General features: G+C 69.1%; 17 protein-coding genes and 1 riboswitch. Of the genes, 5 read left to right on the top strand and 12 right to left on the bottom strand.

What is annotated here, in order from left to right; translation table 11 throughout:
• Positions 1–280 precede the first annotated feature (280 nt).
• A riboswitch (M-box (ykoK) riboswitch) is annotated at positions 281–450 on the bottom strand.
• Between the two features lie 296 nt (positions 451–746).
• The 4 genes from ACIRRA_RS03710 to ACIRRA_RS03695 all read right to left on the bottom strand — a co-directional run bounded on the left by ACIRRA_RS03710 (position 747) and on the right by ACIRRA_RS03695 (position 7,388).
• Positions 747–1,985 (bottom strand): MFS transporter, encoded by a 1,239-nt coding sequence (locus ACIRRA_RS03710; RefSeq protein ID WP_402762631.1) that lies wholly within the window; start codon positions 1,983–1,985, stop codon positions 747–749.
• Between the two features lie 84 nt (positions 1,986–2,069).
• Positions 2,070–5,399: an AfsR/SARP family transcriptional regulator gene (locus ACIRRA_RS03705; protein ID WP_402762629.1), complete on the bottom strand. Its 3,330-nt coding sequence runs from the start codon at positions 5,397–5,399 to the stop codon at positions 2,070–2,072.
• Positions 5,400–5,466: 67 nt separating this feature from the next.
• Positions 5,467–5,862 (bottom strand): nuclear transport factor 2 family protein, encoded by a 396-nt coding sequence (locus ACIRRA_RS03700; RefSeq protein WP_402762626.1) that lies wholly within the window; start codon positions 5,860–5,862, stop codon positions 5,467–5,469.
• Positions 5,859–7,388, bottom strand: a complete 1,530-nt coding sequence (locus tag ACIRRA_RS03695) for an aldehyde dehydrogenase family protein (RefSeq protein WP_402762623.1) — start codon at positions 7,386–7,388, stop codon at positions 5,859–5,861. Before ACIRRA_RS03695 ends, ACIRRA_RS03700 begins: the two co-directional genes overlap by 4 nt.
• On the opposite strand from ACIRRA_RS03695, the gene ACIRRA_RS03690 reads away from it, so the two are divergent.
• From ACIRRA_RS03690 to ACIRRA_RS03680, 3 genes are read left to right on the top strand one after another with little or no spacing between them, the layout of a single operon-like run.
• A complete protein-coding gene (locus tag ACIRRA_RS03690) occupies positions 7,387–8,787 on the top strand; it encodes an MFS transporter (RefSeq protein WP_402762620.1) in 1,401 nt (466 codons plus the stop codon). The two genes, ACIRRA_RS03695 and ACIRRA_RS03690, sit on opposite strands and share 2 nt — an antisense overlap.
• Before the next feature lie 27 nt (positions 8,788–8,814).
• The gene (locus ACIRRA_RS03685) at positions 8,815–9,846 is read left to right on the top strand and encodes an alpha/beta hydrolase (protein ID WP_402762617.1); all 1,032 of its coding nucleotides are present in this window, start codon (positions 8,815–8,817) and stop codon (positions 9,844–9,846) included.
• Positions 9,843–10,280, top strand: a complete 438-nt coding sequence (locus ACIRRA_RS03680; protein WP_402762614.1) for a nuclear transport factor 2 family protein — start codon at positions 9,843–9,845, stop codon at positions 10,278–10,280. Before ACIRRA_RS03685 ends, ACIRRA_RS03680 begins: the two co-directional genes overlap by 4 nt.
• Here ACIRRA_RS03680 and ACIRRA_RS03675 read toward each other — a convergent pair.
• The 5 genes from ACIRRA_RS03675 to ACIRRA_RS03655 all read right to left on the bottom strand — a co-directional run bounded on the left by ACIRRA_RS03675 (position 10,270) and on the right by ACIRRA_RS03655 (position 15,807).
• Positions 10,270–13,488: a BTAD domain-containing putative transcriptional regulator gene (locus ACIRRA_RS03675; protein ID WP_402762612.1), complete on the bottom strand. Its 3,219-nt coding sequence runs from the start codon at positions 13,486–13,488 to the stop codon at positions 10,270–10,272. The two genes, ACIRRA_RS03680 and ACIRRA_RS03675, sit on opposite strands and share 11 nt — an antisense overlap.
• 198 nt (positions 13,489–13,686) lie before the next feature.
• The gene (locus ACIRRA_RS03670) at positions 13,687–14,274 is read right to left on the bottom strand and encodes a DUF308 domain-containing protein (protein ID WP_402762609.1); all 588 of its coding nucleotides are present in this window, start codon (positions 14,272–14,274) and stop codon (positions 13,687–13,689) included.
• 50 nt (positions 14,275–14,324) lie between these two features.
• Positions 14,325–14,465, bottom strand: a complete 141-nt coding sequence (locus ACIRRA_RS03665) for a hypothetical protein (RefSeq protein WP_402762606.1) — start codon at positions 14,463–14,465, stop codon at positions 14,325–14,327.
• 5 nt (positions 14,466–14,470) lie between these two features.
• Entirely contained in the window at positions 14,471–15,379 is a 909-nt protein-coding gene (locus ACIRRA_RS03660) for an alpha/beta fold hydrolase (RefSeq protein ID WP_402762604.1), read from the bottom strand.
• The gene (locus ACIRRA_RS03655; RefSeq protein ID WP_402762602.1) at positions 15,379–15,807 is read right to left on the bottom strand and encodes a hypothetical protein; all 429 of its coding nucleotides are present in this window, start codon (positions 15,805–15,807) and stop codon (positions 15,379–15,381) included. The genes ACIRRA_RS03660 and ACIRRA_RS03655 overlap by 1 nt, the downstream gene beginning before the upstream one ends.
• A 129-nt stretch (positions 15,808–15,936) precedes the next feature.
• Here ACIRRA_RS03655 and ACIRRA_RS03650 point away from each other — a divergent pair, with 129 nt between their 5' ends.
• Both ACIRRA_RS03650 and ACIRRA_RS03645 read left to right on the top strand, forming a co-directional pair.
• Positions 15,937–18,651, top strand: a complete 2,715-nt coding sequence (locus ACIRRA_RS03650; RefSeq protein WP_402762599.1) for an ATP-binding protein — start codon at positions 15,937–15,939, stop codon at positions 18,649–18,651.
• 69 nt (positions 18,652–18,720) lie between these two features.
• Positions 18,721–19,776, top strand: coding sequence for an alpha/beta fold hydrolase (locus ACIRRA_RS03645; protein WP_402762596.1), 1,056 nt, complete (start codon positions 18,721–18,723; stop codon positions 19,774–19,776).
• A gap of 102 nt (positions 19,777–19,878) precedes the next feature.
• Here the strand turns inward: ACIRRA_RS03645 and ACIRRA_RS03640 are convergent, their stop codons facing one another.
• From ACIRRA_RS03640 to ACIRRA_RS03630, 3 genes are read right to left on the bottom strand one after another with little or no spacing between them, the layout of a single operon-like run.
• Positions 19,879–21,321 carry an aldehyde dehydrogenase gene (locus ACIRRA_RS03640; RefSeq protein ID WP_402762593.1) on the bottom strand — a complete coding sequence of 481 codons (1,443 nt, stop codon included), beginning with the start codon at positions 21,319–21,321 and terminating at the stop codon, positions 19,879–19,881.
• On the bottom strand, positions 21,318–22,793 hold the full coding sequence (locus tag ACIRRA_RS03635; protein ID WP_402762590.1) for a dihydrolipoyl dehydrogenase family protein: 1,476 nt from the start codon (positions 22,791–22,793) through the stop codon (positions 21,318–21,320). The genes ACIRRA_RS03640 and ACIRRA_RS03635 overlap by 4 nt, the downstream gene beginning before the upstream one ends.
• A gap of 22 nt (positions 22,794–22,815) precedes the next feature.
• Positions 22,816–23,262 carry a VOC family protein gene (locus ACIRRA_RS03630; RefSeq protein WP_402762587.1) on the bottom strand — a complete coding sequence of 149 codons (447 nt, stop codon included), beginning with the start codon at positions 23,260–23,262 and terminating at the stop codon, positions 22,816–22,818.
• Positions 23,263–23,280 lie beyond the last annotated feature (18 nt).

Here is a 23,280-nt window from a genome sequence, read left to right as displayed (position 1 = left end):
CCGACGGGTCGGACATATATGCGAATCTCCGAATTCATTCGTAAAATGTGCATGCGAATAGTCCGGTGCCGCGCGGGCGGCATCGTGATATCGGAGAATTACGTGCGTCGAGATATCGACGCGGTGTTGGTGTGCTGGCTAGCGGCCCGGACCGAGGCGGAGGGGCCGGCCCGGAGATCCCGGGTCATCATCGGGTGCCATCTTGCTACCCGACCTCCTCACTGGTAGAACGCGATTCGTCAACGCACGGGGGGAGGTCGCCCGGAACTCTCGAGGCGGACGCACACCCCTCTCGTCAGAGTTTTGGCACTGCACGACGTGTTCCGAATCGGAAAGCCACTTTGGATTACCCCTTGATCCGGAGAAATCTGTCCTAACCTTGGGCGTCTCTCGACGTCGTCAGATCAGTGGCCTGTGTTCGTGCAGGAGCCTCGCCTATCGAGGTGCAACAGGGAACCTAGTTAAAGACTCGGTAAAAGTCAAAACCGCTATTCGCATATCGGCGAGCGCTATGTCACAGCGGCGCACCGGACCGTCGATCGCACATTTCAGATGTGTCGCCGACGTTGGTCGGCGTGGTGAGACCCCTGTTCGAGCGGGAGGACGGCGACCGGTGTGATCGTGCCCCACAGCGAACCGTCAGCGTCCATGGCCGCGGCATCCGGGGCCCGCGTCGCCGGTGGGGGGTGGCGCTGTCGACCACCCCGCCGTACCTGGCTATGCGGTGACTCCGACGATCACAATTCTCATTCTTCGACTGCGACGGACGCCGCTGATAGGGCACCGGCACGCCGTGCCAGTTGCCGACCGCCGAGTACGACCGCGGCGATGGCGGTCACGCCGAGCAGCGCGCCGGTGACGAGGACGCCGGTCACCGATGTGAAGCTGACGATCACGCCGCCGGTGAGCGCGCCGACGGCGACGGCCAGGTTGTACATGGCGGTATTGAGCGCGGTCGCGGCCTCGGGATGATCGGGGGCGGCCTGCAGGATCCAGGTCTGCACGCCGACCGGAATCGCGCCGAATGCCGTGCCCCACACCAGCAGTGCCATGATGCCGATGACGGGTGTGGTCGCGATGAGTGGGAAGAGCGCGAGTGTCGCCGCCAGCAGCGCGGCGGCGACGACCAGGGCGCGCCGCGGGTCGCGGCCGGCGGCGGCGCCGCCCGCGAAGGTTCCGGCCACGCCCGCCAGGCCGAAGGCCAGCTGCGCGGGCCCGATTGCCGCGGCGCCCAGACCGGAGATGTCCTGCAGCATGGGCCGGACGAAGGTGAATGCCGCCCAATGCCCGCCCACGAGAAGGAAGGTGGCGATGACTCCGGCGCGGACGGCCGGTGTGCGCAACTGCCGCGCCAGGGCGCGGGGGCGGACCACCTCGGTGGCGGGCAGGGGCGGTAGCAGCAGCCGCAGCGCGAGGGCGACCACCGCGCCGAATCCGGCCAGTGCGGCGAAGGCGACGCGCCAGCCGCTCAGATTGCCGATCAGCGTCGCGGCAGGCACTCCCAGCACGTTGGCCGCTGTCGCACCGCCGAATGCGAGCGATATCGCTCGTGGAATGTGGTGCGCGGGAACCAATCTGACCGCGCACGAGGCGGCCAGTGCCCAGAAGCCGCCGATGGCGATGCCGGCGACGGCACGTGCGGCGAGCAGGATCGCGAAGTCCGGCGCCAGCGCCGAGACCGCTGTCGCGGCCAGCATGAGCCCGATCAGCCCGAGCAGGACCGTACGCCGGTCCGATCCTCCGATCGCGACGGGCAGGGTGGACGCGGCCGCCGCAGCCATGAGTCCGGGCAGCGTGATCGTCAATGCGACCGCGCCGGGAGAGACGTCGAAGGTGTGACCGATGGGGGTGAGCAGGCCGACCGGCATGGCCTCCACGGTGACCATCGCGAAGGTGGCGGTGGATACTGCTGCTACGGACAGCCAATTGCGGATCGGAGTTCCGGCGCCGGTGGATTCGTGAGTGGAAGCGATGGGAGATGCCATTACTTCCACCTGCTCGTGTCGGATGGGGAGGTGGTGTTCGCCATGCTCGCAACGGTTCCGCGCGGCGCTGACGCGACGCTGGCGTCAGCTGACAGCGCGCTGGTACAGGGCGTGCTCGAACAGGACATCGATCTGGTCGCAGGGGGTGTGTCGGCCTTCGTTCAGGGCAGAGGCGAATCGGTGCTGCCCCAGGGCTTTCCGGGCGAGGGTGACCGCCTGCCGTACGTCGGGACCTGGATTGCCGTTCGTGATGCGACCGTCCACTTGGTCGATGGCTCCCAGCAGGCGCGCGGCTGGTTCGGGTGCGCCGATGGCGAGGGCGGCCAGCGCACAGCCGACGGCGACGGCGGGGAGCAATCGCGGTGCGGCGGTGCCGGCGATGTCGCGAGCGATCTCGAGTTGCCTTGTCGCGGTGCCGATTCGGCCCGTTCCGACCAGTGCGATCGCGTAGTGTGTGCGTCCCAGAATCTCGTCGATGGCCAATGCCGGGGCGGGACTGCGATCGGCCCGCAGCGGACCGTCGTCGCCGAACAATCGTCCGTACAGCTCGATCGCCGTGCCCGGTTCGCCTTGCCGCAGCGCCAGATCGGCCTCGGCGACGCCCAGCCACTGCGCCGTTCCCTCGGGCACCTGGGTATTCCCCCACCTCCGGGCGGACGCGAGGTAGGAGGCGCCGCCGTCCACGTCGTTCTCCCGCAGATGCAACTGCGCGGCGCGGCGCAGCACGCCCACGGCCTCCTCGGCCCCCAGACCCGGGGTCAGCAGTTCGGCGGCCCGGGCGATGAGGGGAGCACCCGCGGCGAGTCCCGACGATTCGATCCTGTGGTGGGCCAGGTGCAGCAGCGCCCGACTCACCCCTCGCGGCTCGCCCAGACGCTCCAGAATGCGGATGGCCGCTTCGAGGTCGGCCACGCAGCGCTCGAACGACTCTGTGTCACCACCGATTTCGTCCAGTGCCCGTAGTACCAGCGCATTGCCGCGCAACCAGGTGTCGTCGGCGGCCAGGCACTGGTTCAACAGCTCGCCGGCACCACGGTGCCGGTCGCGAAGTGCCAGCAGCAGCACGAAGATCGGATGCGGCGGCCGGGACTCGCCCATGGCGGTCCGCACGAGTTCATCGAATTCGCCCGAGCGATCGGGTATTTGGCCCCGCCACAACGGCTCGTGGTACGCGGGCAGCTGGTGGGCGTAGCGGACGGCGAGAAAATCCGCGGCGCGGTCCGGCGGCGGACCCGCACTGAACAGCGCCAGCACACGCGGTTGCCAGGCCAGGGCATCGCCGCGGAGCCCGCACAGCAGCCAATGCCAGATCAGGCCGCCGTACAGACCGACCGCACGCTCGCCGTCCCCGGTGCGCACCGCCCATTCCAGGGCGGCCTGGCAGTTGGCGTGTTCGATGGTGAGCAGGCGCGTCGCCTCCTGCTGCCGCGCATCGAGCAACCGCGGTGCCGCGTCCCGCACGAGAGCGAGGAAATGGTCGGCGTGGGCGTTCGCCAGTCGCCCGCTCTCGCCGGCCGCGTCCAATTCCGATGCGGCGTAGGCGCGAATCGTTTCCACCATCCGGTATCGCGCGCCGTCGAACTCGACGATGGACTTGGCGACCAGCGCAGTGAGGGTATCCGCGGTGTCCTCGCCGCCGCATACCGCGAGGACGGCGTCGAGTGCGGCGCCATCCGCGAAGACGGCCAGCCTGCGCGCCAATTCGACCTCTCCACCGCTGAGCAGGTTCCAGCTCCAGGACACCACGGCATGCAGCGTGCGATGCCGGGCTGATACGTTGCGACTGGCCGAGTCCAAGAGACTGAATCGGTGGGACAGCCGGTCGGCCAGATGACGTACCGGCAGGGCGTGCAGGCGGGCGGCGGCGAGTTCGATCGCCAGCGGCAGCCCGTCGAGACAGCACACGACGGTAACGATATCGGCGCAGTCGGAGTCGGTCAGCCGGAAGTCCGGTCGCACCGCGCGGGCGCGGTCCACGAATAGCTGGACGGCGGCGGATTCGGCGGCGATCTCCACCGACGCTCCGGGCTTCGGTACCGCCAAAGCCCTTACCGGGTATAACTTTTCGCCGTCGATGCCGAGCGGCTCGCGGCTGGTGGCCAACACGGTCAGCTGGGGGAAGTGGCACAGCAGGTACGCGGCCAACTCGGCGGCCGCGTCGATCACGTGCTCACAATTGTCCAGGATCACCAGCATTCGGCCGTGCCCCATGGATCGGTGCAGCACCACGCGCCAGTCGGCGTCGTCGATGGATCCGCCGAGGCCCAGGGCGGACAGCAGGACGGCCGGAACCGCGGTCGGCGTCGACGCGTCGTCCGCGCGCTGGGGTGCGACGCCCGCGAGGTCGGCGAAAACGCAGCCGTCGAGCCAATCCGACTGGACCGCGGCGAGTTCCGTCGCCAGCCTGGTCTTGCCGACGCCGCCCGTGCCGGTCAGTGTCACCAGCGCGGAGTCGCGCAGCATCCGGGTGAGCTGATCGAGATCGCGTTCCCGGTCGACGAAGCTGGTCCAGCGTCGCGGCACGCCCCGCCCCCGCACGAGGGGTGCTCCCGCTGATGATGCCTGCGATCCGACTGCGGATTCCGGCACCGATCGCACCGAATCCTGTTGTGTCCGTGTCGAGTCCCGTGCTACCGGCCTCGGTCCGGCCGGGGTCGGATAATGCGGGAGGTCCGATTCCGCAGTCGCAGCCGCGTCGATCGAGGTCAGTGCCGCCTGCAACGCCGGGCCGGGTTCGGCGCCGAGTTCACGGCGCACCGATTCGGCCGTGTGCCGGTAGACGTCGAAGGCTTCCGATTTCCGGCCCGCGGCCGCGAGTGCGGTGATGCGCCGGGCGGCCAGGGTTTCCCGGAAGGGGTGCGCCGTGCAGTGTTGCGCGAGTTCGGCCAGGGCCTCGCCGGCCCGGCCCAGCATGAGCAGGAGATCGGCGCGCAGCTCGATCGCCGCCAGTCGCCGCTCGGTCAGCTCGGTGACCGTCGAGCACATGTCGGCCGAGTCGACCACACCTCCGAGCGCGTCCGAACGCCACTGTGCCAGAGCCAGATCCACCGCGCGGACGGCGGGCTCGTGCCGCCCGGCCGATCCCAGTCGCCGAGCCTCACCGAGCAGCCGGTCGAACCGGCACGCGTCGACCGCGTCCGGTTCGACCGCCAGTAGATAGCCCGCTCCGTCCTTCACCACGCGAGGTGAGCCGACTGCCGCACGCAATCGGCTCACCAGGGCCTGTAACGCATTCTCGACTCGCGCCGGCGGATCCCCGTCCCAGATCCCGTCGATCAGCAGCCCGGCCGGAACCGCCGTCCCGGCGCGAAGCGCGAGCAGTGCCAACAAGGTTCGCAACCGTGGCCCGATGATCGCGAACTCGTGCCCGTCGGCCGCGATCACCGAGACCGGGCCCAGAACCCTCACCTGCACGACAGGACACCTCCACATGACCTCCCGCCCATGATCACTGGAATCCGTCGCCGCTGTCGAACGGAATTCACACGACGGGGTGGCCGCCGACGACAACAGCAGGCACCCGTTCGCGTACCTGCCAGTGCTCGACGATCAGGTCACCCTGGATGCGGAAGACATCCATGACCACCGTGCCGCGATCCCCCGGTCCGGTGGTGAAGAGGCTGTGCGCGAACACCAGATCCCCGGTGGCGGCGATACGGCGCAGTTCGAACCGGGCGTGCGGAAACCGCTGCCGCACACCGCGGATCAGCTCGATCAATGCCCGGCGGCCGTCGGGCAGGCTCGGACCGTGCTCGATCAGATCGTCGGCGACGAAGCGATAGGCCAGATCGGCACGGCCCCGGTTCCACAGCAGTTCGAGATAGTCGACGACGAGCGCGGTCATCTCGGTGCGGCCGAGCGGTGGTCGAGTGATCAAGCGCCCGTCTCGATCATGACGGTCTTCTGCTCGGTGTAGGCCTCCAGCGCGGTGCGCCCGCCCTCCCGACCCAACCCCGAGGTCTTGTACCCGCCGATCGGGGCATTGGGCATGAAGGTGTAGCCGTTGATGCCCACCGCTCCGGCGCGGATGCGGCGGGCCAGCCGGAAGGCGCGCCCGATGTCGGCGGTGTAAATGCCTGCGGCCAGGCCGTATTCGGTGTCGTTGGCGATGCGGACCGCCTCGTCCTCGTCGGTGAACGGGATGACGGCCAGCACCGGCCCGAAGATCTCCTCCTGTGCCAGCCGCATGCGATTGTCGACCTGGGTGAAGATGGTCGGGTTCAGGTAGTTGCCGGTACTCAGCGCATCGCCCGGCCGATCCCCGCCGAGCAGCAGGTGCGCGCCGTCCGCGGTGCCGGACTCGACGTAGTCCAGCACCTTCACCAGCTGCTGTTTGTTGATCAGCGGTGATGCGTTCGTGGCGGGGTCGAATGGGTCGCCGTACCGCACCGATGCCGCGATCTCCCGTGCGCCGTCGAGGAATTCGTCATAGCAGTCGACGTGCACGAGGGCCCGGGTCTGCGCGGTGCACTGCTGTCCGGACATGCCCAGCGCGATCATGCGCATCACCGTCTTCCCGGCCTCGCGGACGTCCGCGTCGGGGAAGACCAGGCTGGGGCTCTTGCCGCCGAGTTCCAGGGTGACGCGTTTGATGTCCCGCCCGCTGGCCTCGAGGATGCGTCCGCCGACCCCGCGACTGCCGGTGAAGCTGACCTTGTCGACGCCGGGATGGGTGATCAGCGCCTCGCCGGACTTGGTCCCGACGCCGGTGACGAGATTGAAAACGCCAGGCGGCAAATCCAATTGGTCGATCAGTTCGGTGATCGCGAGGCTGCTGAGGCTCGCGTATTCGGAAGGTTTGAGCACCACCGTGCAGCCGGCGGCCAGCGCGGGCGCGACCTTGTTGGCAAGCTGCAGCACCGGCGCATTCCAGGGCACGATGGCCCCGACAACGCCGACCGGTTCGCGGAAACTCAGGTACTGCAGGTCACTCCGCTCGGTGTACTGCGGATAGGTCTCCCCGCCGAGCTTGTCGATCCAGCCGAGGTGGTGATCGAACACATCCGCGGCGACCCCGGCCGAGAGCCGGTACTGGGTGGTGAAGGAGATCGGCATACCGTTCTCGAGCGTCTGGATCCTGCTCATCCGTGGTGAAGCCTCGCGCAGCAATCGCACCAGGGGTTCGAGAATCGCCTTGCGCTCCTTGGCCCGCAGCCGCGGCCACGGGCCCTCGTCGAAGGCTCGCCGCGCCGCGCTGACGGCCCGGTCGACATCGGCGGCCGAGGCGTCGGCAATGGTGGTGACCTCCTCGTTGGTCGCGGGGCTGAAGTGCTGCCAGCGCGCATCGGAATCCGAATCGACCCACTGGCCACCGATGTAGAGCCGTCCCGGAGCGATCTCGAGATCATCTCGGTACGGAAGAACGGACACTCCGAGTTGGCTGGCCCTGTCGGTATTCGTCATGTCGACCACACTCACCGGCCCCGCGGACACGGGACTGGCGCGCGGCGACAGTCCGGTATCAGTGGCCGCGAGCAGTCTCGAGGCCATGGTGGACAATATGATCCGGTCCGGCCCCGGGAGAGCCGCCCGTGCCGCGAGCTATCGACTTCCGCGCATGGCGGCGTTCTGGCTACTGGTGGCCGCACTGGCCCTGATGCTGTTCGCTTCCTCGGCGCCGTCGCCGCTGTATCCCGTCTATCAGCAGCAGTGGCATTACTCCTCGCTGGTATCGACGGGCGTGTACGCGATCAATGTCCTTGCCCTGCTGGCCACTCTGCTGGTCGCCGGATCGCTGTCCGACCACATCGGACGCCGGCCGGTGCTGTTCGCCGCCGCGGTGACGGCGCTGGCCGGGACGCTGATCTTCGCCGAGGCGCAGTCGGTGGCATGGCTTTTCGTGGCGCGCGGGGTCCAGGGCATCGCGGCCGGGCTGTCCACCGGAGCGATCAGCGCGGCACTGATCGACCTGCAACCGCCGGGTTCACGACTGGGTGTCCTGATGTCCAGTGTGGCCGCCGGAGCGGGATCGGCCTCGGGCGCGATGGCCTGCGGACTGCTGGTGACCTTCGCTCCGGCACCCACCCACCTGGTGTTCTGGCTACTGGCGGCTGCCTATCTGGTGCTCATCGTGGGCGTCACGATGATGCCCGAGACGGCCGCGCCGGACGGTCGTGCACTGGACTCGCTGATTCCGAAAGTCTCGGTACCGCAATCGGTTCGGTCGGTCTTCCGGACGCTGCTGCCGTCCATCATCGCCACCTGGGCGCTGGGCGGTCTGTATCTGTCGCTCGGTGGGGCGCTCATGCGCGCGCAGTTCCATCTGACCAGCCCGCTGGCCGGGGGGCTCGTGATCGTCGCGCTGCAGGGCGCGTCGCTCACCGCGGCCGTCGCGACCCGCAACTGGACCATCGACCGGGCGCTGGGACGAGGCCCGGCCTTCCTGGTCACGGGTGTCGTGATCGCCTTGGCCGGCGTCGCCTCGCACAACGTGTGGCTGTTCCTCGTCGGCAGCAGTATCGCCGGACTCGGCACCGGACCGACCTTCACCGGCATCCTGCGGATGCTCACCGGGCTGACCGAGGCCGATCGTCGAGCCGAGGTGATCACGGCGACCTATGTGGCCGCGTACCTCGCGTTCAGCCTGCCCGCCGTCCTCGCCGGACTCTGCCTGAGCCGATTCGACCTGTCCGCCACGGCCTTCGGCTACGGCGTGATCGTGCTCGCCCTCGAACTCGTCGCCGTCCTCAGCAGCGCCCGGCACCGGGGCGCACTGAACACCCTCACCGACGCCCCGCCCTGCCCGGCGCCGTGCCCCGGCACCGTCGCGGCGAACCCGCGCGTCGTCGCCGCGCACGCCTGACCACGACCGATCACGAAAGGAACCTCGATGACCATGGCAGAGCGACTCCTGCACGCCGATCCTGCCCGGCGTGAACCGGTCCGATTCGCCAGTGGGACCGCGACCCTGGCCGGTCACCTGTACCGGCCGCCGGCCGCCGCACCCGGCGAGCGCACGCCGGGTGTGGTGATGTGCGGGCCGATCAGCAGCGTCAAGGAACAGACGCTGCCGCACTACGCCGAGCGGTTCAGCGACGCCGGATACACGGTGCTGACCTTCGATCCCCGCAATTTCGGTGAGAGCGAAGGGGAACCACGCCATCGCTACGACCCCAATCTGGTCATCGCCGACTATGCGAACGCCATCAGCTATCTGCTCACGCGACCGGATGTCGATCCGGAACGGATTGCGGCCGTGGGTGTCTGCATGGGCGGCGGCTATGCCGTCTCCGTCGGGGCCCGGGACAAGCGGCTGAAGGCCGTGGTGAGCATCGCCGGCGGGTACGACATCGGGGGCACCTTTCAGCAGGGCCTCGGCATCGAAGGCTTCGCGGCCTACTTCCGGCGGGTCAACGATCTGGTCCAGCACCAGTACGAGACCGGTGAAATCGCTTACATACCGACCATTGCCGAGGAGCTGACCGAGCAGATTCCCGTGGCAGTCATGCCGAATCCGGAGGCGTACGGCTACTACGACCGCACCAGCAGGACCGAAGCACCCCATTGGCCGCGCATGCTGACCGCGGATTCGCTCGAACCGTACTTCATCTACAACTCGATCGGGCACGCGCCGCTGGTCGCACCCACCCCGCTGCAGATCATCCACGGCACCGGGGATACCGCGCTGCTGCCGGAATATGCCCGCCAGGTCCACGATGCCGCCCGCGGGGAGAAGGAGCTGGTCTGGATCGAGACCAGCAACCACATCGAACTCTACGACCAGGACCCCTACGTCTCCGAGGCCGTCGGCCACGCCCTGCGCTGGCTCGACCGCCATCTCGTCCCACAGCCGGGCGTGCGGTCCACGCTCCTGGGTACCGAGACGAATCATTCACCACGACAGGAGAACTCGACATCATGACTACGATGCAGGATCGGCTCGACATCATCGGAACCTGCTCCCTCATGGCCTGGCTCGCCGATCACCGGGACTGGGACCGGCTGGGCGAGGTCTTCACCCAGGAGGCCGTCCTGGACTACACCAGCCTCAACGGCGGCGAGCCAGTGACGCTGACACCCACGCAGATCGGCGCCGCGTGGTCGCAGGTGCTGGGCAAGTTCGACGCGACCCAGCACGTGATCACCAACCACCTGGTGACCGTGGACGGCGACACCGCCGTCTGCACCGCCTATTTCCAGGCCACGCACATCCTCGCCGATCGATTCGGCGCGCCGACATGGACATTGGGTGGAACCTATCGCTTCGACCTGACCCGCGCGGCGGGCGACTGGCGGATCCGCGCGGTCGTGATGACCGCGACCTGGGGCCGGGGCAACCGGGGGCTCATCTCGTAGCGACTTCGACGGCGAGCGCGGCATGTTCGACCTCGACGAGCAGCGCCTCCAGCGCGGTGGCGTCGCCTTCGCCCGCGAGCATCTCGAATGCCGTGTCGCCGAGCGCGTTCCGGGTCAGGGTCACCACACGCTCGCCCTCCGGTCCGAGTACGGTGCGGCCCACGCGCACATGCTCCCGGCGCAGGATGCCGATGATCCGCGCGGCCCGATCCGCCTGACCTGACACGACAGCCGCCAACGCGTGACCGAACGCCACGTCCAAGAGCATCAGCGGGGACGTGGAGACCGCATAGTCGCGAGCGATCCGCAAATGGTGCACGGCCGACTCCATCCGGCCCGCGTCGAGCAGCACATACACGTAGGTGACACGCCAGTGGATCGGTTCGAACATGCGCGCGAGGCTGCGATGGTCGGTAATCGGCTGTGTGGCTGCGAATTCCTGATCGAAGAGTTCGAGTGCGCGATCCGTTCGTCCTTCCCGCCATGCCAGGTAACCGAAGGCCAGGCGCCGGGCGGTCGCCGTGAAGGCGGTCTGCTCCGTGGTATCGATGCGCTCGGCGGACGCCAGATATCCGGCGGCTCCGGCGATATCACCGCCGGCGAGATGCAGGTTCGCGACGTAGGTCAAGGTCCGCAACCGGACGTCGGCGCCGAGTTCGGCGTTCAGCAGACCTGCGGCCCGGGCCACCAAGGGTGCGGCGCAAGCAATTCCATGCCAGGTCACGCGCAGATACGCGAACAGGAACAATGCCAGGCCCAGTGTGCGCGGGTCGCCGGACTCGCTCAGGCAATCCACGGCCTGTTCGAGATCGGCGAAGGTGTGCGTGATGGGGTTGGCGTCGATGTCGTCGAACGCCCGCAACGCCAGCGCATGGCCGCGTAACCTGCCGTCGTCGGCCGCCGCGCAGCGGTCCAGCAGACTCCGATCGCCACGGTGGCGCTCCCGCAATGCCAGCACCAGGACGAACAGGTAATGCACGCCGCGCGGTTCGGTCATCGCCACCCGGATCAGTTGTTCGAATTCGGCGGAGGCATCGGAGAACGACTCCACCTTGATACCCATCGTCGGTTCCGGAAAGTGTGCGGCGTATCGGCTCATCAGAAACGATCCTGTGCAGCCAGGCGGTATCTGGTCACCGGCAACAGCGAGTACCTCGGATTGCCAGGCCGACAATTGAGTTCGCTGTCCGCGCAGCAACCAATACCAGACCCGGTCGCCGAACAGCCGCAACGCGAATTCCGCTGCCCGATGCCGCACCGACCAGGCCAGCGCTGCCTCGCAGTTGCCGTGTTCGGCGGCGAATCGGTGCAGCCATTCGTGCTGGGCGGGCCCACCCAGTTCCCGCGCGCCGACGGCGGTGAACTCGACGAACCATGCCGCGTGCGCATGTTCCCATCGTTCGGTCTCACCCACGCGGGCCAGCTCCGCGGTGGCGTAGGCGCGGATCGTGTCGAGCATCCGATAGCGTTCACCGTCGAATTCCACCAGTGACATCGCGACCAGTGCGGCGAGCCGATCGGTGAGGGTCTCCGCGTCGTCCATGTCGGTCCCGCACACGCCCGTGACGGCGTCCAGGGTCGCGCCGCCGGCGAAAACCGAGAGGCGGCGCGCCAGCTCGGCCTCCGCGGCGGGCAGCAGTTCCCAGCTCCATGCGACCATCGCCCGCAGCGAACGATGCCGGGATATCGCCCGGCGGGATCCGTTGGCCAGCAGGCCGAAACGATCGTCGAGCCCGTCGGCGAGCGCCTGTGGTGACAGGCCGTGCAGGCGGGCGGCTGCGAGCTCGAGCGCCAGCGGCACCCCGTCGAGGCTGCGCACGACAGCCGCGACCGCATGGCAATTGTCCTCGGACAGGTGGAAATCCGGCCGGACCGCGACAGCACGATCCAAGAACAGTCGGACGGCGGTGTTGGCGGCGGCCTCCTCGACCCTCACGTCCGCCGCGGGTATCGGCATGGGCCGCACCGGGTACAACTGTTCACAATCCACCGCCAGCAGTTGACGACTGGTCACGAGGACAGTCAGCTCCGGAAGCCGGTCCAGCAGACTCACCACCAGGTCGGCCGCCGCGGCGATCACGTGCTCGCAATTGTCCAGAATGAGCAGCATCCGCCGTTGCCCCAGCGTCCGGACCAGCAGATCGATCCAGTCCTGGCCGGGCACATCGGTGATCACGCCCGGTGTGACGGCGGCGAGAACCGCTGCCGCAACCGCATTCCGGACTCTGGCGCCCGAGCGTTCCGGCGTGACCGCCGACAGTCCGGCGAAAGCGACTCCGTCCGGCCACTGTTCGGGATGTACGAGTACCAGTTCGGTGGCCAGCCTGGTCTTGCCGATTCCGCCGGGGCCGACCAGCGTCACCAGCCGGTGCCGCTCGAGCATCCCAGCGATCTCGGGGACCTCCGTGACGCGTCCGACAAAGCTGGTGAGCCGTCGAGGCGACGCCGGCACGTCGCGGGCGACGCGATGCGGTTCGGGTGGCAGATCGAGTTCCGCGACCGCGCGGCACAGCACCGCCGACGGTTCGACGCCGCGTTCGGTGCGCAGCAACCGCTCGATGCGGCGGAACGCCTGCAGCGCATCGGATGTGCGCCCGGCCGCGCCCAGCGCCGTCACCAGGCGAGCCGCCAGCGACTCGCGGAACGGGTGCGCGGCCGACTCGGCGGCCAGCCCCCGCACGACCTCCGCGGCCCGTCCCAGCGCGAGGAAGGCATCGGCGTGCAACTCGATCGCCGTCAGCCGCTGCTCGGCGAGCACCTCGGCCGCAGCGCGCAGCGCCGCGGTCTCGACGACCTCGCTGAGCGCCGGTCCGCGGCACAGTCCCAGCGCCCGGTCCAAGGCCACCACGGCATCGTCCGGCCTGCCCTCCGACAGCGCACCGCGCCCGGCGTCGAGCAATCGCGCGAACCGAATCGCGTCCACCGCTTCGGGTTCGACCGCCAGCAGATATCCCGGTTCCACCCGCACCACGGCATCCCGCCCGGTGATCGCCCGCAGTCGTTTCACCAGGGTTTGCAGCGAATTCTCGGGTGAAACAGGGATCTGCTCACCCCACACCGCATCGATCAGTCTCGATACCGGGACCACATTCCCGGCCTCGAGCGCCAGCATGGCTAGCAGAGCCGACAGCCGCGCCCCGCGCACCCCGGCAGTCACCCCATCGCCGGAGATCACCTCCACCGCCCCCAGCAGCCTGATCCGAATCAAACTGTGCCACCTTCTGTTCCCGTTCCTCCACCTACGGCGTACAGGATGCACTCCCCCGCTGGCATGAGCGTCAGCGTCGTATCGGCCGCAATCGCCCACCGCGACGACCTCGCCGGGACCCGGCTCCGGCCTCGGCAGTTCCCGCACTTCCCGACATACCAGCTTTCGGCGAAGCGCGGCCATGGTGTGACCTACGCCTTACACCTGTCCGGTCGTTCGCTGGGATCGCGACTTCCACACCAGCAGTGCGGCCTGGGCGAGGAAGAAGACGCCGCCGCCGGTGGCATAGACGGACAGGACATCCAGCGATGGGGAGGGGCCGGTGGCCTGGGCGACGTAGACGGCGCCGACCAGGAAGGACAGGCCGCCGGAGATCAGGGTGGGCCATTGTTTGCCCAGGGTGGGGCCGCGACGGTAGAGGCCGACTGCCAATTGAGCCGCGCCGGATATCGTTGCCCAGACACCGAATACGGCCAGGACGGCGGCCACGCCGCCGGCGGCTCCGGCGATGCCCAGGGCGATGGCGGCCAGGGTGCTCAGCGCGCCGTTGAGAGCGGTCACGCGGCGTTCGGAGCCCTCGGGCACCGCGAGCCAGTCGATGGCGGAGGACACCGCGTCGATGAGGGGGTAGACGATCAGCAGGGTGAGCGCGACGGCGTGCAGGGGGTCGTGGGCTGCGGCGAAGGCGAGAGCCCACCCGAGGGCCAGGATGCCGCGGACCAGGGACAGGCGGATCAGCGACGAACGCTCGGATGTCGAAACAGGCTGTACCACAGTGGTGTTCATGGAACCTCTTCCATTCGATCGGTGTGAAGCAAGAAAGGCAGTGGGATCCCCTAGCCGATGAGATCCCGGACGCCGGGTCCCCGCCCGTGCGGTACCGCGAGCTCGGCCCAGTTCCACAGCGCCGCCGGATCCGCGAAAACCGTTGCCGCACTGACCTGCTCGCCCCAGCGGAACGCACGGAACGGGGACATATCGATCACTCCTTGGGTGAGAAGACGAATTCCCGGACCGCGTGTTCGAACCGCTGGGGTTCCTCCAGATGCCCCATGTGCCCGCTGTGTTCCAGGACGACCAGTCGCGAATTGGGGATCAGTTCGTGCAGTTCCAGTCCCCAGCGCGGTCCGCAGATGACATCGTGGCGGCCCACGATGACCAGGGCGGGGACGGTCAGGTTCGGTAGATCGGCGCGGTCGTCGACGAGATCGGGAGTCAGGTCCGCGTCCAGTCCCGAGATGTAGGTGGCCCGCAGTCCTCTCCGGAAGGCGGTCCACCGCTGTTCGTCGGCCCAGTAGTCGGCGAAATACGACGGCAGGATGCCGCGCGCGACCGCGAGGGTCTGTTCGTCGCTCGAAATGGCCTGCATCGCTTCGAAGGCCGCGAGCACCTCCTGCAGTTCCGGCCGGTCCGCGTGCACGGCGGCGAACTCCTGGAGGCGGCGTCCGGCCTCGGCCCCGTGTTCGGTCCCGGTGACCGGTGCGCCCTCGTACAGCACGACACCCGCGACCCCGTCCGGCCGGTGCAGTGCGTGGTACGCGGCGACGAACGCCCCGTGCGAGTGCCCGAGCAGATACACCTCGGGCACGTCCAGGTGGTCGATCAGCCGTTGCAGCGCAAGGCTGTACCGCTCGCGGGTGTAGCCGTGCGGATGGGTGGGCAGGCTGCCGGATTCGCCGGTGCCGAGCGCCTCGACGTACACCATGGTCAGGTGTTCCTCGAGCGCGGGCATGCGCAGGTACTCCCAGAAGATCCCGGGGCCGCCGGGGTGGGCGACGCAGACGGGCCCACTCCCGTACACGTGATACCGCTGGGTGATGCCGTCTGAATCGACGGTGTGGACGCCGGGTGCGAGTCGGCCGGTGCCGCGGATCGAGTGCGGCGCGGACATCACGCTGCCCGCAGCGGGCCGGCGAACGACTTGCGCAGCGAGGACGGGCCGACCAGCGGCAGCAGCGCCGCCAGCAGCTTGCCCTTGAAGGCCTGCGAAGTCCGGGTCAGTTCGACATCGACCCGGGTGCCGCCCGATTCCGGCGTGGCCCGGAAGACCCAGCCGCCGCCCGCGCCGAAGAGCTTGGAGTCCAGGGTGGTGACGGTGACGGTGTCGCCGTCCGGATCCCACTGGTAGCGGGCGCGTTCCCAGGCGGCGGCCGTGCCTTCGGTGACCTCGGCCCAGGTCTCGCCGCGGTCGTGGACGACGAAATGCTCGGCGTCGATGCTCGGCCACACCTCGGTGCGGGTGGGTCCGAAGTCGGTGAGCACCCGCACGACCTCGGCGGGAGTCAGTGTGGACAGGAGATGAAAACGTACCGTAGCCATGGAAGAACCTTCGCCGCCGCGGGCGGGCGGGCGAATCTGTCAGTTGACGTTGAGGTGACGTAATCCTGTTTCGGTAAGGTCGCGGCCGGTCCCGTACGACGTCACGGGTCCGGGAGGAGAGCACCACCCATGCCGATGGTCGGACGAGACACCGAGCTGAAGGTCCTGGCCGCACTCGTGGACGGCCCCGGCGACCGGAGCGGCATCCTGATCGAGGGGGAACCCGGGATCGGCAAGTCGTCGCTCGTCGAGGAGACGGTCGCCATGGCGGCCGCCGCGGGGCTGCGGGTGCTGCGGACCGCGGGTGTGGAAGCCGAACACGGCCTCGACTACGCCGGCCTGCACCGGCTGCTGTACCCGCTGCGCCGCGCGTTCGATACCCTGCCGGCGCGCCAGTTCGAGTCGCTGACGACCGCGTTGGGCATGTCGGATGCCGTCGGTGAGCCGAGCCCGCACCTGGTGGGCCTCGCCGCCCTGACGCTGCTGGCCGATCTGGCGGTCGAACGGCCGCTGCTGGTCGTCGCCGAGGACGTGCACTGGCTCGACCCCGCCAGCGCCGAGGTCCTCGCCTTCGTCGCGCGCCGTATCGACTCCGAACCGGTTGCCATGGTCGCGACCGTGCGCGACGGCACGAATTCACCGCTGCGCGAGGCCGAGCTGACCGCCGTGCGGCTCGGCCCGCTGTCCGATGAGGACGCGAACGCGGTGCTCGACAGCACCGCGCCGGAGCTGTCCGCCCGGGTCCGCCGCCGGGTGCTCGTCGAGGCGCACGGCAACCCGCTCGCCCTGACCGAACTGCCCACGGCCGCCGGCGATCTCGCCGAACCGGCACCGACCCTCCCCTTGACCGAGCGCCTCGAACGAGCGTTCTCGGCGCGTAGTGCGACACTGCCCGAGCGCACTCGATCGACCTTGCTCGTCGCGGCGCTCGACGACGGCGATTCGGTCACCGAAACACTCGCTGCCGCGGGGATTCTCCTCGGATCCGAGGTGGGGACCGACATTCTCGCCCCCGCGGTCGCGGCCCGGTTGATCGACATCGGTTCCGGCACGGTGACCTTCCGCCATCCGCTGGTCCGCTCGGCCCTCGTGGCGGCGGCGACGGCCGAGGAGCGCCGCCGCGCCCACCTGGCGCTCGCTGACCTGCTCACCGGGTCTCCGGATCGCCAGGTGTGGCATCGGGCGGCGGGCACCGCCGGAGCCGATGAGGAGGTGGCGGCGGCGCTCGAGGTCGCCGCCGAACGGTCCCGGCACCGCGGCGGCGCGGTCGCGGCACTGGAGCGTGCCGCCGCGCTCAGCGCCACCCCCGGTCGGCGCGCGGATCGCCTGCTGCGTGCGGCCGAACTGGCCGTCGACTCCGGTCACCCCGACACGGTCGAACGGCTGGTCGACACGGCGCGCACTCTCCCCCTCACCTCCGCGCAGGAGGCCACCGCGAAGTGGCTGCTGAGCGGATTCGAGGATGGAATGCGCGAAAGTCCCTCGCGCATAGGCGAACTGGCCACACTCGCGGCCTCCGTCGCTGACGACGGGTATCCGGATCCCGCGCTGCGGATCCTGTGGGGTGCGGCCATGCGGTGCTTCTGGTCCGAACCCGGGCCCGAGACCCGGCGCGCGGTCCTCGCGGTCGCCGACACCTTCGGCATTCCCGACGGTGACCCGCGCAAGCTGGCGATCGACTCGATCGTGGCCCCGTTCGACCGCGGCGAACAGGTGCTGCGCCACCTGCGGGCGCTGGCCGCGACCACGGGCCGCGATCCGGAGGTCGATCACTTCCTCAGTAGCGCGGCATACCAGGTCGGCGCTTTCGACCTCGCGGCGCAGTTCGCCGGCGCCGCCGCACCCGGATTCCGTTCCGCCGGACGCCTGGGGCTGCTGACCCGGGCTCTCGCGATCCAGGCCTGGAGCCTGGCCCGGCTCGGCGACCTCGCCGCCGCCGCGCCCATCGCGGCCGAGGCCGCGGCCTTCGCCCGCGAGACCGGCGCGCCCTTCATGCATGCGGTGGTCGTCGCGGTACAGGCCGAAATCGCTGCTCTGCGTGGGGAGTATCCGCAGGCCGCCGAGCTCACGGCGGACGCCGAACGGACCGGACTGGCCGCCGGCGCACGGCCCGTGCTGGCCACCGTGCAGCTCACCCGGGGGCTGATCGCGCTCGGTGAGGGCCGATTCGACGACGCCTTCACCGATCTGGCCCGCATCCACGACCCACGCGATCCATCGTATTCGCCGGCCCTGCGCGCGTGTTTCCTCACCGAGCTCGCCGAGGCCGCGGTCCGGGCCGGGCAGACCGACGCTGCGGCGGAGCTGCTGCGCGGGCTGGAACCGGTGGCGGCGTCCACGTCGTCGCCCGCCCTGCACATCGGAATGCGGTACGCCCGAGCGGTTCTCGCCGGTGATTCGGCCGGCAAGCTGTTCGCCGCCGCGCTGGAGGCGGATCTCACCGGGTGGCCCGCCGAACGGGGCCGCCTCCATCTCGCCTATGGCGAGTGGCTGCGGCGGCAGCGGCGGGTGGTGGAGTCCCGCACCCATTTGCGCACGGCCCGAGAGACTTTCGACGCCCTCGGCTTCACGGCGTGGAGCGAGCGGGCCCGCCTGGAACTGCGCAGTGCGGGCGAATCGAGCCCGAACCGCGATCCGGATGCCCGCGAGCGGCTGACCCCGCACGAGCTCAGCATCGCGCAGCTGGCGGCGCAGGGACTGACCAATCGGGAGATCGGACAGCGGCTGTACCTGTCGCACCGGACGGTCAGCACCCACCTGCATCGCATCTTCCCGAAGCTCGGGATCAGTTCGCGCGGTGACCTCGCGACGCTGCTGCCGACCGAGGATGAGCCGGCGCGGTAGCCCAACCGACACCGATTACGTCATCCGACGCTCGCGACGAGGGTCGCCCGCTTCCTAGCGTCTGATGACATGAACATCAGCAGACGACGACTTTTCGGTGGTGCGCTCGTCGCGGGCGCGGCGAGCCTGACCGCGGCCTCGCTGAGCGCCTGCGGCACCGATTCGGCCGCGACGCCCGCGACCACGACCCCGGTTCCCGGCACGGATTTGCGGAAGGGGTCCGGTGAGCACACTACACTCGGTCCGATCAAGCAGATCGACGCCGGCGTCCTCAGCGTCGGCTACGCCGAATTCGGGCCCAGCACCGGGCAGCCCGTGATCCTGCTGCACGGCTGGCCCTACGACGCCTACAGCTACGCCGATGTCGGGCCGCTGCTGGCCGCGGCCGGATACCGGGTGCTGGTCCCGTTCCTGCGCGGCTACGGCCCGACCACCTTCCGGTCCGCGCAGACCGTCCGCAACGGCCAGCAGTCGGCGATCGCGCGCGACATCGTCGACTTCATGGACGCCCTGCACATCGACCAGGCCGTGCTCGGCGGATTCGATTGGGGCGCACGCACGGTCGACATCATCGCCGCGCTGTGGCCGCAGCGCGTCAAGGCGATGGTCGCGGTGAGCGGATACATCGTCACGCAGCAGGCGGCCCAGCAGCAGCCGCTGCCGCCCGAGGCCGAACTCGGCTGGTGGTACCAGTACTACTTCGCCACCGAACGCGGCCGCCTCGGCTACACCCGCAATCGGCACGACTTCAACAAGCTGATCTGGAAACGCGCGTCCCCGGCCTGGAACTTCGACGACGCCACCTACGACCGCACCGCGGCCGCCTTCGACAATCCCGACCACGTCGACATCGTCATCACCAACTACCGGTGGCGCTTGAGCCTGGCGCCGGGCGAGCCGCAATACGACGCCTACGAACAGCAGCTCGCCACCGGACCGGCCATCACCGTGCCCGCCATCACCATCGGCAGCGACTTCGACGGCGCGGCCAAGGACGGAAAGCCCTACGCCGCCAAGTACACCGGCAAACATGAGCACCGCGTCCTCGACGGCATCGGGCACAACGTCCCGCAAGAGGCGCCGCACCCGTTCGCACAGGCGATCATCGACGCCGACCACCTCTGACATTCCGTCAACCGCCGGGCCCGGGCGCCACCGCTGGGCCCGGCGGTTCGTCGTCCGGTCTCGCCGGACTCGATCGAACGCACGGCCGCCTCACCAGGGGCGTCAGACGGTGATCGTCTGGTATTCGGTGTACTGGCCCAAACCGACGGCGCCGTACTCGCGGCCGATGCCGCTGGTCTTGAATCCGCCGAATGGGCCATCGAATCCGATCGGCGCACCGTTGATGGTGACCGTGCCGGTCCGGATGCGGCGGGCAACGGCCAGCGCCGCGGCCTCGTCCGCCGACCAGACGCCGCCGGAGAGTCCGTAATCGGAGTCGTTGGCGGTGCGCACCGCGTCGTCGATATCGTCGTAGGCGAGCACGACCAGGACCGGGCCGAAGATTTCCTCACGGGCGATGCGCATGGCCGGTGTCACGTCGGCGAAAACAGTTGGGGTGACATAGAAGCCGTCCCGCAGTCCGGGTGGGACCTGCGGGCCGCCGCACACCAGGCGCGCGCCTTCGGCAATACCGACCTCGATGTAGTCGCGGACCCGCTGTTGCTGATCGCCGCGAACCATCGGCCCGATGAAGGTTTCCGGGTCGCGCGGATCACCGACCGGCAGGGACTCGACCAGCACAGTCAGCGCCGCGACCACCTCCTCGTAGCGGGTGCGCGGGGCGAGAATCCGCGTCTGGGCGATACAGGACTCTCCGTTGTTCAGCAGCGAACCGAATTTCAGGCCGTTCATCACCGCCGTCAGATCCGCATCGGGCAGGATCACCGCCGCCGATTTGCCGCCGAGTTCGAGACTCACCCGTTTGAGCTGGGTGCCGGCGATGGACGCGATCCGGCGACCGGCCCCGGTCGAGCCGGTGAACGCGATCTTGTCCACGCGCGGATGGGAGATCAGGTACTCGCTCGTTTCCCGATCCGCGGGCAGCACGCTGATCACGCCTTCCGGCAAGCCGATTCGATCCACCAGCTCGGCCAGCAGACCCATGCTCAGTGAGTTCTCCGGAGACACCTTCAGCACCACCGAATTTCCGGCGAGCAGGGCGGGCAGGATCTTCGACGTCGCCGAGGAGAAAGGCGAATTCCACGGGATCACCGCCGCCACCACGCCTACCGGTTCGCGCCGGACCACGCTGCGCACACCGGCATCCGGGTCCGACGGTGTGAGGGTGTGCTCCCAGTCGAAATGCTCGGCGGCCGCGAGGTAGGCATTCGCCTGCCGGGTCAGACCGGCCTGGCCGGCCTTGGTGAACCATGCGGCGGAACCGTTTTCGGCGGTGATCAGCTCGGCGATCCGGTCCGCCTGCTCCTCGCGCAGCTTGTTGAACTGTCGCAGCGCCGCGATTCGCTCGGCGGGCAGGGTGTCGCGCCAGACGCGGCTCTCGAAGGCCGCGTGCGCCGCCGCCACCGCGCGGTCCACATCGGCGGGTTGCGCCTGCGCCGCACGGCCGATGACCGATCGATCGTGCGGCGAGAGGATCTCCAGCAGTGCGGGTTCGCTGGGTTCGGTCCACGAACCGCCGACGTAGAGCCGATCGTAGGTGATCATCTGGTTTCTCCTGAGTCGAGCGAATTCTGTTGGTCGCGATAGGTTTCCAGCAGCCGGAGCCAGACTTCGCTGATGGTGGGGAAGGACGGCACCGCGTGCCAGAGGCGGTCGAGGGGGACCTCGCCGACGATGGCGATGGTGGCCGAGTGCAGCAGTTCGGCGACGCCCGGCCCGGCGAAGGTCGCGCCGACGATGACCCGGCGATCGGGGTCGATCAGGACCCTGGCCCGGCCGCGATAGCCGGGATCGTGCTGGATCGCACCGGCGACGCGGCCGATGTCGTAGTCGACGACGTCCACGTCGCGCCCGGCGCGCGCGGCGTCGTCGGTGGTGAGACCCACCGCCGCGATCTCCGGATCGGTGAATACCACCTGCGGCACCGCCTCGAGGTCGGCAGTCCCGGCGTGGCGGCCCCACCGTCCGGTGTCCAGCGCCAGCCCACGTGCCCGGGCGGCGATGACCGTCCCGGCGATGCGCGCCTGGTACTTGCCCTGATGGGTGAGCAGCGCACGGTGATTCACGTCCCCCACCGCGTACAACCACTGCCCCTCGACCGCGGTCACCGTGAAGGTGTCGTCGGTGGCGAGCCACTGACCGGATGCCAGGCCGACCGTGTCGAGACCGAGGTCGTCGGTGCGAGGTGCGCGTCCGGTCGCGAGCAAGAGTTCGTCGGCGACCAGCCGGGTGCCGTCGGCGAGGGTCAGGTGGATGCTGTCGTCGGGTCCACCCGCCCGTTCGGCGGCGGTGATGGTGGTACCGAACCGCAGATCCACTCCGGCTTCCCGGAGCCGCTCGGCGACCAGGTCCGCGGCGAAGGCTTCGACTCTGCCCAACAGCCGGGACTCGCGGGCGATGAGGGTGACCTGCGCGCCCAAAGCCTGCCAGGCCGCGGCCATTTCGGTGGCGACCACGCCGGCCCCGAGAATCGCGAGCCGGTCCGGCACCTCCCGGGCGCTGGTGGCTTCGCGACTCGTCCACGGCCGCACGGCATCCAGGCCCGGCAGTGGTGGCAGGGCGGCGGAGGTGCCGGTGCACACGGCCACCGCATACCTGGCGGCGAGCCGCACGGTCTCGCCCTCGGGCGTCTCGACCGTCACCCGCCGGGGTCCCTCGAGCCGGCCGTGGCCGCGGATGAGTTCGACATCGACCGAGGCGAGCCAGTCGACCTGGCCCCGGTCGTCCCAGTCGGCCACCATCCGGTCGCGATGCTTCAGCACCGCGGCGGCGTCGAGCGGCCCGGTGACCGCCTCCCCGACACCGGGGAAGCGGGCGGCCTCGCGGTAGAGCAGCGCGGGGCGCAGCAGCGCCTTGCTGGGTTCGCATGCCCAGTACGAGCATTCACCGCCCACCAGTTCGGATTCGACGATCACGGTACTCAACCCGGCAGCGCGGGTACGGTCGGCGACATTCTCACCCACCGGACCGGCCCCGATGACCACGACGTCACAGGTACGAACTTCCTTGTCGGACATGAGGTTCCCTTCGATGACCGAGTCAGCGGCCGTGTGCGCGCTGCGTGATTTCCTGCAGGAACCAATCATTGCCGTCCGGATCTGTGAACGCGGCGAACGAACCGTAGCTGCGCCGCTGTGGATCGGCTCCCGGAACCCGGCTTCCGGTTCCGCCATGGTGGAACACACCGGTCGCGTCACGGAACGGTCCATCCACCGCGACCCCGCGTTCGGTCAACTCCGCGACCGCCTCCTCGATATCGGTGACGACCAGATGCAGACCCCGCACCGATCCGGGCACGGCCGAGGTGACCCCGGTGCCGAAGATGATCGAGCATTCCGACCCGGGCGGGGTAACCTGCACGACGCGATAACCATCGTCCACAGGGAAATCGGCATCGAGACCAAAGCCGAGCCGCTCGACGTAGAACGCCTTCGCGCGCTCGACATCGGCGACGGGCAGCACGACGACTTCCAGTTTCATATCCATGATCGGTGTTCTCCTCGA

Source organism: Nocardia sp. NPDC101769, assembly GCF_044766925.1.
Lineage (GTDB): Bacteria > Actinomycetota > Actinomycetes > Mycobacteriales > Mycobacteriaceae > Nocardia.
The sequence above is the reverse complement of the archived record's forward strand: the minus strand, read 5'-3'. Positions and strand labels throughout refer to the sequence as shown.

What these genes read in the sequence shown, in the direction of transcription:
- ACIRRA_RS03710 (WP_402762631.1), bottom strand. Translation starts at nt 1,985, where the DNA reads ATGGCATCTCCCATCGCTTCCACTCACGAATCCACCGGCGCCGGAACT.
- ACIRRA_RS03685 (WP_402762617.1), top strand. Translation starts at nt 8,815, where the DNA reads ATGACCATGGCAGAGCGACTCCTGCACGCCGATCCTGCCCGGCGTGAA.
- ACIRRA_RS03680 (WP_402762614.1), top strand. Translation starts at nt 9,843, where the DNA reads ATGACTACGATGCAGGATCGGCTCGACATCATCGGAACCTGCTCCCTC.
- ACIRRA_RS03650 (WP_402762599.1), top strand. Translation starts at nt 15,937, where the DNA reads ATGCCGATGGTCGGACGAGACACCGAGCTGAAGGTCCTGGCCGCACTC.
- ACIRRA_RS03630 (WP_402762587.1), bottom strand. Translation starts at nt 23,262, where the DNA reads ATGGATATGAAACTGGAAGTCGTCGTGCTGCCCGTCGCCGATGTCGAG.
- ACIRRA_RS03695 (WP_402762623.1), bottom strand. Translation starts at nt 7,388, where the DNA reads ATGACGAATACCGACAGGGCCAGCCAACTCGGAGTGTCCGTTCTTCCG.
- ACIRRA_RS03690 (WP_402762620.1), top strand. Translation starts at nt 7,387, where the DNA reads ATGTCGACCACACTCACCGGCCCCGCGGACACGGGACTGGCGCGCGGC.
- ACIRRA_RS03655 (WP_402762602.1), bottom strand. Translation starts at nt 15,807, where the DNA reads ATGGCTACGGTACGTTTTCATCTCCTGTCCACACTGACTCCCGCCGAG.
- ACIRRA_RS03660 (WP_402762604.1), bottom strand. Translation starts at nt 15,379, where the DNA reads ATGTCCGCGCCGCACTCGATCCGCGGCACCGGCCGACTCGCACCCGGC.
- ACIRRA_RS03640 (WP_402762593.1), bottom strand. Translation starts at nt 21,321, where the DNA reads ATGATCACCTACGATCGGCTCTACGTCGGCGGTTCGTGGACCGAACCC.
- ACIRRA_RS03645 (WP_402762596.1), top strand. Translation starts at nt 18,721, where the DNA reads ATGAACATCAGCAGACGACGACTTTTCGGTGGTGCGCTCGTCGCGGGC.
- ACIRRA_RS03635 (WP_402762590.1), bottom strand. Translation starts at nt 22,793, where the DNA reads ATGTCCGACAAGGAAGTTCGTACCTGTGACGTCGTGGTCATCGGGGCC.
- ACIRRA_RS03670 (WP_402762609.1), bottom strand. Translation starts at nt 14,274, where the DNA reads ATGAACACCACTGTGGTACAGCCTGTTTCGACATCCGAGCGTTCGTCG.
- ACIRRA_RS03665 (WP_402762606.1), bottom strand. Translation starts at nt 14,465, where the DNA reads ATGTCCCCGTTCCGTGCGTTCCGCTGGGGCGAGCAGGTCAGTGCGGCA.